Genomic DNA, 13,827 nt, shown 5'->3' on the forward strand with positions numbered 1-13,827 from the left:
CCTCCGGGGGAGGAGTTCACCTACGCCACCGCCGAGACCGTGCTGGCCTACGGCGACGTCATCATCGTCTCCGGCAAGACCAAGCAGATCGAGCGGTTCACCGACCTGCCCTGAACACCGGTTCTGACCTGCGCGGACGGCGGTCAGGGCCGGGTGGGCACTCGATGATGTTATCCCGAAATGGGATTTTCCCTAGGAAAACCGGGTTCATACGATCCACCGTGACGACGAAAGAGCGGCGGCCGTCCGTGCCCTGCCTGCCCGGCGGCGCGTCCACTCAGGAATGAGGGCCCGGTGAGTCGAAAACGCATTCTGTCTCTCGTGACCGCGCTTCTCGCGCTTCCCCCGCTGGCGGTGACCACCACCGCCTCCGCCACCGCCACTGCCGCCCCCTACTGTTACGAGGAACCCTCACAGCCGACCGCGGACGTGAGCGACCTCAGGGCGAGGTTCACCTCGTCCAACTGGATGCAGACGCTCCAGGCGGTGTACGGCAGGCGGTGGCCGAGCGGCCAGGCACTGGCCGTCGCCCAGGCCAGGGACAAGTACTGGACCCAGTTCGTCCAGACGAGCAGCTTCGAGGCCTTCGCCGAGTCGATGATGGTGGCGATCCACGAGGAGACCCACATGTGGGACCTCGACCCGGCGCGGACCAGGTGGAACGTGCACACCGCGGCCTGGATCAACGCCTCCCGGCAGGACACGGTCGTGCCGCTGTACGACGGGTTCCCCCGCAAGGAGATCCTGCCGCTGATCCAGGACCGGCTCAGCGACTCCATGGACGGCATCTACCTGCGTGACCGGACCCAGGGGGAGTATCACCTCCAGGGTGTGCTGGCCGAGCTGAACGCCGGACTGACGGGCCTGCCCGCGGTGACGGTCCTCCAGGAGTACATCAGGGGCATCGGCGCCAGCAACGCCCGCGACATCGCCGCGACCAACCTGCGCTACCTGCTGCTCTACCTCCGGGTGGCCAAGAGCAGGCACCCCGACTACTGGACGAGGATCAAGAACGAGCCGAAGCTGCGTGAGCTGGTCCTGACGCAGTTCCTGCGCACGGCCTACTGGCTGGAGAAGTCGGCGCCGTACACCGGCAAGCTGGGCAGCGCCGACGCCGACCGGATCACCGCGACCAACTACTCCCCGGCGAACATCGCGATCCTGGAGGAGTTCACCGGCAGAAGCGTCCGCACCGACACCCAGAAGAACTGCACCCTCTGAACGCCGAACGATCCCCTCCGGGTGCGGCCCCGGGGGGATCGTCTGCGTATTTCAGGAAATTTCCGTAATGCCTTGGATGGACTCCTGTACGTTCGCCGGGGCCGTACGCGAGGGGCGGTCAGGCGCAGCGCCAGTCCCCGTCCCAGTCGTGGGAGTCGTACGCCTCAAGGACGAACCGGTGGCCACCGGCGACTTCCTCGTCTTCGAAGAAGAGGGAGATCTCCGCCCTCGTCTCGGCTCCCGCGACCGACACGTTTCTGTAGAAGCGTTGGATCTCCTGCGGCGTCAGCGCCGTCCGGAGCGTGAGCCTGACGCGGTAGTCGCAGGAGGACCCGCTACCGCCGACCAGGTTCGGTCCGAAGACCACGTCACGGTCCGTCGAATAGACGCTCCGCGTCCGTGGCGGGAGAGGAAGGTCGAGAACGCGTTCGCGGAAGGCTTCGAGACGAACCGTGTCCCGCCAGATGGGAGCGATGACCAAGGCGGCCCCAAGGACGGCCGGCACCAGCACGAGCGCCGACCTCGTCCACACGGTCCACGTGCTTCGTCTCATGAGATCGAACCCTAGGGCTGCCGGCGACCGTATCCATGCGGAACAGGATTCAGGTGGCTCCTCATCATGGAGAGGAGCCACCTGGCGATCGATTGGGACAACTCAAGGCCCGCGGTGTTCACCGTCATCTTCATGACGGCTGTTTCGGGAGGAAGCCCTGGTTCCCGGTTATCTGGATGAGTGGGGAGACGAGCTTCGCACGACCGGGAATCCCGGACGACCCGGTTACTCGGGCACCGTCAGGGTCACCGGGACCTTGATGACCGGCTGGCGCGCGCTGGTCGAGTGGATGACGAGTTCCCCCTCCCGCGTGTCGCCGAGGGCGAGACCGGCGGTCGAGACGGTGACGGTCAGGGTCGCCGACTGGTTCTTGAGGAGTCCGCCCGTCAGGGGCGAGACGCTCAGCCAGCCGGACTGGGTGGATTCGGCGGTGACGTCGTAGGGGGTCGGCCAGCCCTGGTTGGTGAGGGTGACCGTCGCGGTCCTGGTGGTGCCGGGCGGGGCGGTCAGGCTCACCTGGGTGGGGGCGGCGACGACCTTTCCGGTGATCAGCTCGGTGTCCATGGTGGTGCTGTCGCCCGCGACGACGGTCACCTGCCGGGTGGTCGTGCCGTAGTTCTCCCCGGAGACCTGCGCGGTGTGGTTCCCGGCCCGGATCTGACCGGAGAAGGTGCCGTCCTGGCCGGTGGTGAACGTGGCCACGTAGGGGAAGGTCACCGTCGCCCCGGCCACCGGCCGGCCGTCGTTGGCGTCGGTGACCGTACCGCGCACCACGCCGTGGTCGGCGGCGACGAACGTCAGGCTCTGCCCGTCGGTGAGGGAGGCCGTGTTGTAGGAGTAGAGCAGCGCGTCGGTGCCGTCGGCGTTCTCGATGCCGATCGTGGCGCCTCTGCCCCCGCTCCGTTCGGTGCCGATGCCCTTGTAGCGGTAGCTGATCGTGCCGTCCTCACCGAGGAGCGCGGAGAACGAGACGTGATCATCCGAACCCACGATCGCGACATCGCGCCATTCGATCACGAAGGACCGGTGCGGGGCCGTACCCACCGTGGCGGTGTAGACGCCCGCGTTGCCGCTTAGCATGAGGCTGTCCCAGAACGGATAGATCGCCAGATCGGGAACATCGGCGTACGGCAGGGAATCGTTTTCGCCGCCGACGATCAAGACTTCGGTGAAGGTCGCGAGGCCGACGGGGGCGACCCAGATCTCGTTTTTCAAAGCGCCGTAGAACGGCACGGGGAACGGCAGCGCCACCCGTTCGGTCGTGGTCTCCGGGGGCAGTGCGAGGCGCTGGGTGCCCGCCACGTACGGTTCGGTGCCGACCTCGCAGGTGTAGCCGAAGTCGTCGGTGCGCCGCTGAAGGCTGACGTTCCTGGTCATGTTCCCGGCCACGGTGATCTGCTCGTCGGCGGAGGTGTCGCACCGTGAGGCGCCGACCAGCAGGTGGTAGGAGCCGGACGGCAGCCTGATCTGGTAGTGGCCCGTGGCGTCGGTGACCGTCCTGGCCCCCGTGCCGGTCACGACGACCGTGGCGTCCGCGGCGGGGGCGCCCGCCACGGTGACCGTCCCCGAGACGACGCCGCCCGGCTTCTGGGTCAGTGCGACGTCGGCGGTCGCCGTCTGGCCGTCCGTGACGGTCGCCGTCCCGGTGAAGTCCTGGTAGCCGAACCTGGAGACGGTGACCTGGTAGACGCCGGGAGACAGACGCGGCATGGAGTAGACGCCGTCCTGGCCGCTGACCGCCGTACGGCCGGACGGACCGGTGACCCTCACCTCGGTGTCCGGCACGGGCTGCCCGTTCGACGTGACGGTGCCGTGGAGGTCGCCGAGCGGATCGTCCGGCGCGGCCAGCACGGCGGCGTGGACGTCCATGGAGCCCTCACCGGCGACGTTGTTGTCGTCGGCCGTCCCGCCGCAGCTCGTGTCGGGGATGTCGACGGCGGTGTCGTCGAACAGCGCCCGGATGGCGCTGACGTTTTTCCGCAGGGAGGGGGCGGCGGACAGGACGAGCGCGACCGCGCCCGCCACGTGTGGAGCCGCCTGGGAGGTTCCGGTCATGTGCCCGTAACCCCCGTCGGGGGTCGAGGAGCGTATCTCCGTCCCGGGGGCGGAGATGTTGGGCTTGATGTCCCCGTTCTCACCCGGCCCTCGGCTGGACTCGTCGAAGACGTTCCCGGTGGAGTCGAGGTTTCCCACGCTGTAGGTCTCAAGGTAGCTTCCGGGGTGACGGCTCGTGTCGCACGGCTTTTCCTTCCCCTCGTTGCCGTTGGCGAAGACCGGGAAGATCCCCGCGGCGATCCAGGCGTTGACGGAGGCCCGGAAGTCGATCCCGACCTGGTTCGGAGCCCAGCCCCAGGAGCTGTTGACGACGTCCGGAGCGAGATCTTCGCGGGGGTTCTCGCCGTTCAGGTCGGTGGGCCTGATCATCCACTGGGCGGTCGCCAGCAGCCCGGGTTCCGTACAGTCGCTGCCGCAGCCGTTGGAGCCGATCCACCTGGCACCCGGCGCGACCCCGATGCCGTTCGCTCCGGCCGCGATGCCGGTCACGTGTGTGCCGTGCCCCATCGAGTCACACGGAGCGGCGGAGGGGCACGCCCCGTAGGCGTCGAACCAGTTGTAGTTGTGGTCAACGGACCCGTCGGCCCGTGTGCCGCGGTAGGACCCGATCAGCGCCGGGTGCGTGAAGTCCATCCCGCTGTCGATCACACCGATGACGATGCCCTCGCCCCGGTTGTGCAGGTCGTTCCACACCTGCGGGGCCTTCACCATGTCGATGTTCCACTCGACCCCGGCCGCCGCCTTCGAACGAGCCTTGTCCGGCTTCGGTCCGGGCTCCTTCGGAATATCGATCTTGGCCACCGGCTCGACGGCGGTCACCTCGGGCAGGGCGGCGATCTCCTCGGCCAGCTTCTCGTCGGCGGTCACCTTCACCGCGTTGACGATCCAGAACGGGGTGAACTCCGCGTGCCGCCTGGTCAGCAGCGCGCGGAGCCCGGCCTGGGACCGGTCGGCGTAGGCGGTCTTGGCGTCGTAGACCGCCTTGCCCTTGGCGGCCTTCGTCGTGGCTCTGGACGCGGGGCTGAGGTCGGCCTCGCCCTTCAGCCGGACCCAGAGGGCGGCCTTGCCGTCCTTCAGGCTCGCGCGGGCCTTCGCCGTGATCTTGCCGGGCTCGTACGGCTTGGCGTTCGCCACGTTCTGGGGGAGGAGCAGGCACAGCAGGGCGAGCACGCCGACGAGTGCCCGGGATAAGGAAGTACGTCGTAGGGCATGGGACATGTGTTCTCCTAGCGTCCGCCGGAGTTCGGGACACCGGACCTCCCCCGGGGAGGTCCACGTGACTTTCCCGCGGCCGAGGAGGGACCTTCCTCGGCCGCGGAGCACTGGTGGGGGAGGACACGCCTGTCAGGCGGTCCTTGGTCGCGGCCCTCGTGGGCCGGCCGTCATGGGGCAAGCATGGCGGCGGGGGCACGCCGTGATCGATCCCGCCCGCTGCCGGGGCGGGGTACAGCCTGCGCTACCCGTGCGTGACGCGGGCCTGGATGCCGTGGAGCACGTTGTGGGTCGCGCGGATGGAGCCCTCCTGCCAGCCGTTGATGTGGCTCATGTGCTCGCCCGCGAACCAGTACGGCCCGTCCGGCGGCAGCAGTACGGAGTAGACGTCGCGGCGGGTGGCCGGATCGTCCCCCCAGTCGATCCAGGCACCTCCCTGGAAGGGCACGTTCGGCCACGCGACGGAGACGGGACGCCGGACCAGGTTCCGGTAACCGGGGTGGAGGTGTTCGCCGTCGGCGACGGCCGCGGCGGCGCGTTGCGCGGGCGTCATCGCCGAGAAGGAGTTCCCGATGTCGTGTGTCCAGATGTAGGCGCCGACGAGGATGCCCTCGCGGGCGTGGAGGTTCGAGCTGGGGTACCACATCTGGGTGATGTCCCGGCTGCTCCACGAGATGCCGCCGTAGATCTGGTGGTCCTTCTCCCACCACCGGTCCGCCTGGAACGCGATCTTGACGGCCGGGATGTAGTAGGGGACCGCCGCCTCGACGGCCCGTTTCACGGGCGGCGAGAAGTCGCTGTCGATGGCGTTGACGACCGTGAGGGGGACCGTCACGATCACGTGGTCGGCGTCCCAGACCTGCACGCGCCCGGTGACGCGGTCACGCCAGGTGACCTGGGCGCCGGACCCGGCGCGCCTGAGCTTCGTCACCTGCGCGTTGAGCGTGATGAACCGCCGGGTCCGCTGGTAGAAGGCCCGCGCGACGGCGTCCATGCCGCCGGTCGGCTCCACGACGGTCGACTGCTGCGGATACTGCTCGCTGAACAGCGCGCGCCAGCGCAGCGACGAGCCCTTGGAGATCTCGACGAGGTCGAGGGGTTCGAGGACCTGGCCCGGTTCCGGTCCCCCCGGCGGCTCAGAGTATCCGGCGTCAGGCGACCCGGTGTAGCGGTAGTTCCCGTCGAGCCCGCCGAACCCCTGGATGAAGTCACGCACCCGGGCGAGGTCCTCCTCCGACATGGGACGGTCCAGGTCCTGCTTGAGCGCGCGCGCCGCCAGCTCCGCGACGGCTCCCCGCGTGTCGGTGATCACCCGGCGGGCGCGCTGCGGCCGTCCGCCGAACGCGGCGGCGTCGTGCAGGTAGGCGGCGCGGTTGTCGTTGACGAACACCTGCAGGGGGACGTCGAAGTCGCGGCAGTACCCGAGGAGCGCCTCGTGGTGGTGGGGGATCCTGGCGGGCCCCGCGTTGAAGTAGAGGCCCGGGTCGCGGTCCCAGCCGACGCGCTGGACCGAGCCGTTCTCGACGACGGTGTCCCCGCCGCGGTAGGTCCTGATCCGGCCGCCGACCCGCTCCTGCGCCTCGAAGACCCGCACGTCGTACTGCGCGGCCGACAGTTCGAGCGCGGCGACCATGCCGGAGACGCCGGCGCCGATCACCGCGACCTTGACGCCCCGCCCGCCGCCGTGTCGTGTCAGGTCCGGCCGTCCGGCGTAGGCCTCGGGTACGGCCAGCAGGCCCATCGCCGTCAGCGTCCCGTACGCGGCTCCCACGCCACCGGCGCGTCCGACCAGGTTCACGAACGCCCGGCGTGTCAGTCGGTCACGGTACATACGCCCTCCAGTACGGGGATGAGTGCGTCGGGATCGGTGGGGCGCCGCCCGGCGGAGCGTGGGCGGGAGAGAGCCCACAGCCGTTTGACGGCGACCTGGCCGGGGTCACGAACCGGGAGGCGTCGACGCGCTGAGCTCGACGGGGCCGATACGCCTGTTCTCCAGACGCGCCTCTCGGGAGAGCAGGAGGTTCTGGGGAGGTGCGAGGCCAGTTTGTCGTTTTATGACGGGAATGTCATTGACGGTTTCTGTATTGGTTGTTGATGGTTTCTGCACGCTCTCTCGGCGGGCGGGGTATGGCCGTTCGCCGGGGACGGCCCCTGTCGTCGCCCGCTCTCGCCGGGTGGGCCGCCGATCAGGGACTTCCGCCGTTCTCGCCCCGCGTGGCGCCCTCGTGGCTCGCCTGCACCGGAAATATATGGATATATCCGACTATTCCTCACTCAACAGGTGTAACTCTCCCTGAGGTCGGTAGCACCTGAAGTCAGGAGAGGAGGAGCCATGGAATTGACGGCCACGACGACAATCCGCAAACCGGCGCGGGACGTTTACGCGTTCTGGCGTCACCTGGAGAACCTCCCGACGTTCATGTGCCACCTTGACGAGGTACGTGTCACGGGCGAACGGACGAGTCACTGGACGGCGAGCGCCCCGTTCGACCGGACGGTCGGATGGGACGCCGAGATCACCGACGAGGTGCCGGGAGAGCTGATCGGCTGGCGCTCGACCGGCGACGCCGACGTGCCGAACGCGGGAAGGGTCCGGTTCGCGCCGGCCCCGGACGGCGTGAGCACGGAGGTGTACGTACTGCTCGTCTACGACATCCCGGGCGGCCCGCTCGGCAAGGCGGTCGCCAGATACTTCGGCGAGGAGCCGCACCAGCAGCTCGACGACGACCTGCGCAGGCTGAAGCAGGTTCTGGAGACCGGTGAGGTGATGCGATCCGACGGGGCGCCCTGGGGCAAACGCGCCCGCCGGGAGTTCCCGCAGCGTCCGGCGCGGCCCCTGTCGGCGGAGGAACTCGCGAAGGGGGCGGGGGCATGAGGGCCAACACCTGGGCCGGACGCAACAAGGTCGAGGTCCGCGACGTGCCGGACCCGACGATCCTCAACGGCCGTGACGCGATCGTCCGGATCACCTCGACCGCGATCTGCGGTTCCGACCTGCACCTCCTCGACGGGTACGTGCCGACGATGCAGGACGGCGACGTCATGGGCCACGAGTTCATGGGCGAGGTGGTCGAGGTCGGGAACGGCGTCGACCCGTCGCGGCTGCGTGTCGGCGACCGCGTCGTGGTGCCGTTCCCGATCGCCTGCGGCGCCTGCGCGGCGTGCGCGGCGCGGCTGTACTCGTGCTGTGAGAACAGCAACCCCAACGCCGGGATCGCGGAGAAGATGTTCGGCCACCCGGTCGCCGGGATCTTCGGATACTCGCACCTGACCGGGGGGTTCGCCGGAGGGCAGGCGGAGTACGCACGCGTGCCGTTCGCCGACGTCGGGCCGCTGCGGATCGAGTCGGAGCTGAGCGACGAGCAGGTGCTGTTCCTGTCCGACATCCTGCCCACCGGTTACATGGGCGCCGAGATGTGCGACATCCAGCCCGGCGACGTCGTCGCCGTGTGGGGCGCGGGCCCGGTCGGGCAGCTCGCCATGGACAGCGCGAGACTGCTCGGCGCGGCCGAGGTCATCGCGATCGACAGGGAACCGTACCGGCTGCGCATGGCCGAGGAGGCGGGCCACACCACGGTCGACTTCGAGGAGACCGATGTCCGTTCCCGGCTGCTGGAGCTGACCGGCGGGCGCGGCCCGGACAAGTGCGTGGACGCCGTCGGCCTTGAGGCCACGCACGGCAGCGCCCACATCGGCGCCTACGACCGCGTCAAGCAGGCCGTCCGCTCCGAGACCGACCGTCCGCACGCCCTGCGGCAGGCCATCCTGTCGTGCCGCAGCGGCGGAGTGGTCTCGGTCATCGGCGCGTACGGCGGGCTGGTCGACAAGTTCCCCGCGGGGGCGTGGATGAACCGGTCGCTCACCCTGCGCACCGGGCAGTGCCATGTGCAGCGGTACATGGAGCCGCTGCTGAGGCTGGTCGAACGGGGCGAGCTCGACCCGACCCGGATCATCACCCACACCCTGCCGCTCGAACAGGCGCCGTACGGCTTCGACATCTTCAAGAACAAGCGGGAGGACTGCGAGAAGGTCGTCCTCAAGCCCTGAGGGGGCCCTGGGCGCCACGCCGCCGGAGCACCCCGCGCCCCGAGGGCGGGGGTCAGACGCCCGGCGAGGCGTGGACGGGGGCCAGGTCGGTGAACCCGGAGATGTTCAGGACGGGGAGCAGGAGAGGAGGGGCGATCAGTTCGATCCGGTCGACATGGGCGAACAGGACCGACAGGCCGGCGCTGTCGAGGTAACCGACGGAGGTCAGGTCGAGGACGACCGCGCCCGTCGTGCGTTCGAGGGCGGCGGCGAGGACGTCGGTGTTGCTCATGTCGATCTCACCGACGGCCGTCAGCAGGGCGACGCCGTCCGGGCGGAGATCGGGGACCAGGGTGAGCGGTGTGGCCATCAGGTGATCCTCGTGTGCATGTCGACGGTGGTTCCGGTGGAACCCGGGGTGACGGTGACGTGCTGCATCATGGCGCGCATCAGGGCCATGCCACGGCCGCGATGGGCGTTGATCTCGGGACGGGGAGGCTTCCAGTGGCCGCTGTCGGTCACGGTGAGCCGCAGATCGTCGACGGAGGCCTCGGCACGCAGGCGGATCGTGCCGCCGGGGGCGTCGCGGTGCCCGTGCTCGATGGCGTTGGCGCACGCCTCACCGGCGGCGAGCAGGATGCCCTGCAGGACCGGTGGGGAGAGCCTGCACTGGGTGAGCCAGCCACGCAGGGCCGTACGGATGGGCGCGAGCTGGGACGACTCAGCGGGGAAGACCACGTCCAGGGGAGCGGGGTGCCGGTACAGCAGCAGGGCGACGTCGTCGTCGTAGCCCCCCTCCGGGGCCAGGCGGGTCATGACCTGGGTGGCGAGATCGTCGACGGCGATGTTCCGGCCCGCCTGGACCGCCGCGCCCGCCTGGTCGATGCCCGCGGTCAGGGGGCGGCGGCGGCGCTCGACGAGGCCGTCGGTGTACAGCAGCAGGGTGGCGCGCGCGGGGATGTCGCACTGGCCTTCGGGACGCGCCCTGCCGGGGAGGACGGCCAGCGGGGCGGAGCGGCCCTCTGACAGGAGGCGGACGGTGCCGTCGGGGTGGGCGAGGATGGCCGGTGGATGCCCGGCGCTGGAGTAGGTCAGGTGCCCGGTGCGCGGATCCAGGACGCTGCAGAAGACCGTGGTGCACCTCGCGCCGGGGAGGTCGGCGGCGAAGTGGTCCAGGGCCATGAGGGTCCGGCCCGGCCGGGCGTCCTGCAGCAGCAGGGCGCGGCAGGCGCTGCGCAGCTGCCCCATGACGGCCGCCGCCTCCAGCCCGCGGCCGACACAGTCGCCGACCACGATGCCGATGCGGCCGTCAGGCAGGGTGACCGTGTCGTACCAGTCGCCGCCGACCTCCAGGGGAGGGGTGGCCGGTTCGTAGCGGACGGCGAAACCGTCGGGAAGGCTGGAGGGGCCGAGGATGGCGCGCTGCAGGGCGAGGGCGGTCTCGCGCTGCTGGTCGATCTGGTGGGCGCGGACCAGGCCCTGGGCGAGATGCCCGGCCAGCAACGACAGCAGCAGCTGGTCCTCACCGGTGAAGGGCCGGTGGTCACCCAGGTCGATCCACAGGGCCAGCGGGCCCTCGGGGTGCTCCAGGAGGACGCCGGCCCCGGTGCGGTCGGTCACCGAGGAGAGCGGAGGCCGTCCGCGCAGTTCGGTGAGGGCGTCACGGCGCCGCTCGGGCAGCAGCCGCCAGACGGGTGAGCCGTCGGTTGCGGTCAGGGCCGGCTCGTCGTCGCCGTCGAAGACGGCGGCCAGCACCGACCGGGCGCGCCAGAGGTTCTTCAGTTCGGTCAGCGCGCCGCGCAGCGCGTCGTCCAGGCTGGTGGCCCGGGACAGGCACGTGCTCAGCGACGCCAGGGCGATCTCCCGCTGGACGGCGTAGTGCTCCGCGGTGACGTCGCGGAAGGTGCCGACGGTCACCCTGCGGCCGGTTTCCGGGTCCTGGGCCTGGTTGAAGGTGGCGCTGATCCACAGCCGGTGCCCGTCGCGGTGGGTGACGGGCAGGGTGTGGCTGCCCCGGCCCTGGCCGAGCAGGTCCGCGAAGGACTCGGCGACCTGCCGGTGCGCCTCGGGATCGGTCTCGGCGTCGGGCCACCAGGGATGGGCGGGCGCGTACGGCAGGCCGTCGGCCCCGTAGCCGAGGATGTCGGCGAAGGAGGCGTTGATCTCGATGACCGCGCCGTTCTCGTCACAGACGAAGAACGCCTCCCGAAGGGAGTCGATCAGCGCGGTGCGCCAGCGGGCGTGGTGGCCGCGCAACCGGGCCAGTTCCACGCTCGCCCGTACACGTGCCAGCAGTTCGGCCGCGGTGAACGGCTTGACGAGGTAGTCGTCGGCACCGGCCCGCAGGCCCTCGATGGAGGCCTCCTGCCCGGCCCTGGCGGACAACAGCAGGATGGGAACCGAGGCGGTGCGTGAGTCGGCCCGGAGCGCCGCGACCAGCCCCAGGCCGTCCAGGTGGGGCATCATCACGTCGCTGACCACCAGGTCGGGAGTGGTCGTGCGGACGGCCCGCAGGGCCTGCCGTCCGTCGCCGACCGCGTCGACCAGGTAACCGGCCCCCCGCAGGATGCGGGCGAGGTACTCGCGCATGTCGGCGTTGTCGTCGGCGATCAGCACCCGTGCCGGGGGGTCGGAGGCCGGAGCCGTCCCCGCCGCCTCCGTCGTCTCGGCGGTCGGATCGTCGGGCAGCCAGCGCAGCGCCTCCTGCAGGTAGGGGTCGGCCGCGGCGGAGGTCACGGAGAGGGACCCGGCGAGGGACGGGGCCGTACCGGTGGCCGGGGCCAGCGCCTCGGGGGGCAGGTGGGCGTGCCCGAAGGGCAGACGGATGGTGAAGGTGGTGCCCTCCCCTTCGACGCTGTCGGCGGTGATGGTGCCGCCGTGCAGACCGACGAGCTCCCACACCAGGGCCAGCCCGATTCCGCTTCCCTCGTTGGAGCGGGACCGGGTGTTCTCGATGCGGTGGAAGCGCTCGAACAGCCTGGGCAGTTCCCCGGCGGGCACGCCGATGCCGGTGTCCTCGACGGTGACCACGGCGTGGCCGTCGCAGGCGCGCACGCGGACCCGGATGGAGCCGTCGAAGGTGAACTTCAGCGCGTTGCTGAGGAGGTTGAGGATCACCTTCTCCCACAGGCCGTAGTCGATGTGGACCGGATCGTCCAGCGGGGGACAGTCGACGTCGAAGGACAGACCGGCCTTCTCGACGGCCGAGCGGAACACGCTGGCCAGGTCGGAGGTGACGGCGGCCAGGTCGACCGGCTGGTAGCGGGCCCGCATACGGCCGGCCTCGATGCGGGAGAAGTCCAGCAGGGTGTTGACGAGCTTGCCCAGCCGCAGCCCGTTGCGGTGGACGGTCTCCAGCTCCTCGCGTATCCGGGGATCCGCCTCGGCGAGCTGCCCGCGCAGCTCCTCCAGCGGCCCCATGATCAATGTGAGCGGGGTGCGGAACTCGTGACTGATGTTGGAGAAGAACGTGGTCTTGGCCCGGTCGAGCTCGGCCAGTTCCTCGGCCCGCCGCTGCTGGGCCTGGTAGTTGCGGGCGCTGGCGACCCCCGCCGCGATGTGCCCGGCGACCAGCTCGGCGAATCCGCGGTAACCGTCGTCCAGCGGCCGGTACCGGTTCAGCGCGGTCACCAGGAACCCGTACGGCCCGCCGCCCTGTCGCAGCAGCGGCAGGACCAGCGCCTGCGTGGGCGGCTGCGGCCAGTCCCCGGTGGGCAGGGCGGTGAACGGAGCCCTCCCGAGGTCCACGAGCGCCGGTTCTCCCTGGGCGAGTGTCGCGGCGGGCCACACTCCGTCCGTGTCCCCGGCGGGCAGGGCCGCAGGGGCGGCGGGGTGCCCGGGGGCGACGCCGGTCGCGTTGGCCAGCCGGGCGGAGCCGTCGTCCTGGAACAGGTAGGTCAGCGTGAAGGGAAGATCCCGCAGGTTGCGGCCGAGCTGCCTGCCGGTGAAGGCGAGCATCTCCTGCTCGGTGCGCACCACGCTGAGGTCGGAGCCCAGGTGCCGCAGCGTCGTCATCCGCCGTCCGCCGACGACCCGCTCGGTGTCCTCGCTGACCACGCACAACATGCCGACCACCTGGCCGTCGTCGTCACGCAGGGGGCTGTAGGAGAAGGTGTGGTAGGTCTCCTCCGGGTACCCCGACCGCTCAAGGAACAGCAGCAGGGCCTCGTCCCAGGTCGCCCTGCCGGTGGTCAGCACGGTGTCGATCCGGGGACCGATGTCGTCCCAGATCTCCGCCCACACCTCGTTCGCCGGGCGGCCGAGCGCCCACGGGTACTTGCGGCCCAGCGTGTCGCGCCGGTAGGCGGCGTTGCAGAAGAACGTCAGGTCCGGCCCCCAGGCCATCCACATCGGGAACCGGGACGAAAGCAGGATGCTCACCGCCGTCCGCAGGCTCTGCGGCCAGCGAGCCGGTGACCCGAGGGGGGTCGCCTCCCAGTCAACCAGGGCGAGATCACCGCCGATCTCGCCGTCGACGGCGAACACGTCGGCTCCCGCCGTCACCGACGGTTCACGCCCAGCGTCTTCAGAACGCGTCACCGAACGCCCTTTCACCCACCTGACCGGATCCCGAAGCCGCCACTCGTCCCGGTCGCGTCCACGGCCCATGATGCACGTCCCGTTCTCTTGCCGATGTGGGGAAGAAAACACCGGCATCGCCCCGCTACCTTGGCCGCTGTATTATTTTTTCACCCATTGTAGGACAATTCGGTCTTTTTCCGGTGCGTGTGGCCGGGCCGACGAGGTACGAAAAGCACCCC

The 13,827-nt window shown here is 70.1% G+C and carries 8 protein-coding genes; 3 read left to right on the forward strand and 5 right to left on the reverse strand.

What is annotated here, in order from left to right:
- Nucleotides 1-321: 321 nt before the first annotated feature.
- Nucleotides 322-1,221 (forward strand): hypothetical protein, encoded by a 900-nt coding sequence (locus tag ABT340_RS37265; RefSeq protein WP_352015620.1) that lies wholly within the window; start codon nucleotides 322-324, stop codon nucleotides 1,219-1,221.
- A gap of 118 nt (nucleotides 1,222-1,339) precedes the next feature.
- Here the strand turns inward: ABT340_RS37265 and ABT340_RS37270 are convergent, their stop codons facing one another.
- From ABT340_RS37270 to ABT340_RS37280, 3 genes are all read right to left on the reverse strand, one after another.
- On the reverse strand, nucleotides 1,340-1,774 hold the full coding sequence (locus tag ABT340_RS37270; protein ID WP_352015621.1) for a hypothetical protein: 435 nt from the start codon (nucleotides 1,772-1,774) through the stop codon (nucleotides 1,340-1,342).
- 225 nt (nucleotides 1,775-1,999) lie between these two features.
- Nucleotides 2,000-5,047 carry a S8 family serine peptidase gene (locus ABT340_RS37275; protein WP_352015622.1) on the reverse strand — a complete coding sequence of 1,016 codons (3,048 nt, stop codon included), beginning with the start codon at nucleotides 5,045-5,047 and terminating at the stop codon, nucleotides 2,000-2,002.
- A 238-nt stretch (nucleotides 5,048-5,285) separates the two neighbouring features.
- A complete protein-coding gene (locus ABT340_RS37280) occupies nucleotides 5,286-6,872 on the reverse strand; it encodes a flavin monoamine oxidase family protein (protein ID WP_352015623.1) in 1,587 nt (528 codons plus the stop codon).
- 501 nt (nucleotides 6,873-7,373) lie between these two features.
- On the opposite strand from ABT340_RS37280, the gene ABT340_RS37285 reads away from it, so the two are divergent.
- Nucleotides 7,374-7,916 (forward strand): SRPBCC family protein, encoded by a 543-nt coding sequence (locus tag ABT340_RS37285; protein ID WP_352015624.1) that lies wholly within the window; start codon nucleotides 7,374-7,376, stop codon nucleotides 7,914-7,916.
- Complete coding sequence (locus ABT340_RS37290) at nucleotides 7,913-9,088, forward strand: zinc-dependent alcohol dehydrogenase (RefSeq protein ID WP_352015625.1); 1,176 nt, start codon at nucleotides 7,913-7,915, stop codon at nucleotides 9,086-9,088. Before ABT340_RS37285 ends, ABT340_RS37290 begins: the two co-directional genes overlap by 4 nt.
- A 52-nt stretch (nucleotides 9,089-9,140) precedes the next feature.
- On the opposite strand, the gene ABT340_RS37295 is transcribed toward ABT340_RS37290, so the two are convergent.
- Entirely contained in the window at nucleotides 9,141-9,437 is a 297-nt protein-coding gene (locus ABT340_RS37295; protein ID WP_352015626.1) for an STAS domain-containing protein, read from the reverse strand.
- Entirely contained in the window at nucleotides 9,437-13,606 is a 4,170-nt protein-coding gene (locus ABT340_RS37300; RefSeq protein WP_352015627.1) for a SpoIIE family protein phosphatase, read from the reverse strand. Before ABT340_RS37300 ends, ABT340_RS37295 begins: the two co-directional genes overlap by 1 nt.
- Nucleotides 13,607-13,827 lie beyond the last annotated feature (221 nt).

This window comes from Streptosporangium sp. NPDC000239 (assembly GCF_040300765.1).
Taxonomy (GTDB): domain Bacteria; phylum Actinomycetota; class Actinomycetes; order Streptosporangiales; family Streptosporangiaceae; genus Streptosporangium.

Excerpts from the sequence above, each read along its gene's own strand:
- ABT340_RS37270 (WP_352015621.1), bottom strand. The coding sequence starts at position 1,774 with ATGAGACGAAGCACGTGGACCGTGTGGACGAGGTCGGCGCTCGTGCTG.
- ABT340_RS37275 (WP_352015622.1), bottom strand. The coding sequence starts at position 5,047 with ATGTCCCATGCCCTACGACGTACTTCCTTATCCCGGGCACTCGTCGGC.
- ABT340_RS37280 (WP_352015623.1), bottom strand. The coding sequence starts at position 6,872 with ATGTACCGTGACCGACTGACACGCCGGGCGTTCGTGAACCTGGTCGGA.
- ABT340_RS37285 (WP_352015624.1), top strand. The coding sequence starts at position 7,374 with ATGGAATTGACGGCCACGACGACAATCCGCAAACCGGCGCGGGACGTT.
- ABT340_RS37290 (WP_352015625.1), top strand. The coding sequence starts at position 7,913 with ATGAGGGCCAACACCTGGGCCGGACGCAACAAGGTCGAGGTCCGCGAC.
- ABT340_RS37295 (WP_352015626.1), bottom strand. The coding sequence starts at position 9,437 with ATGGCCACACCGCTCACCCTGGTCCCCGATCTCCGCCCGGACGGCGTC.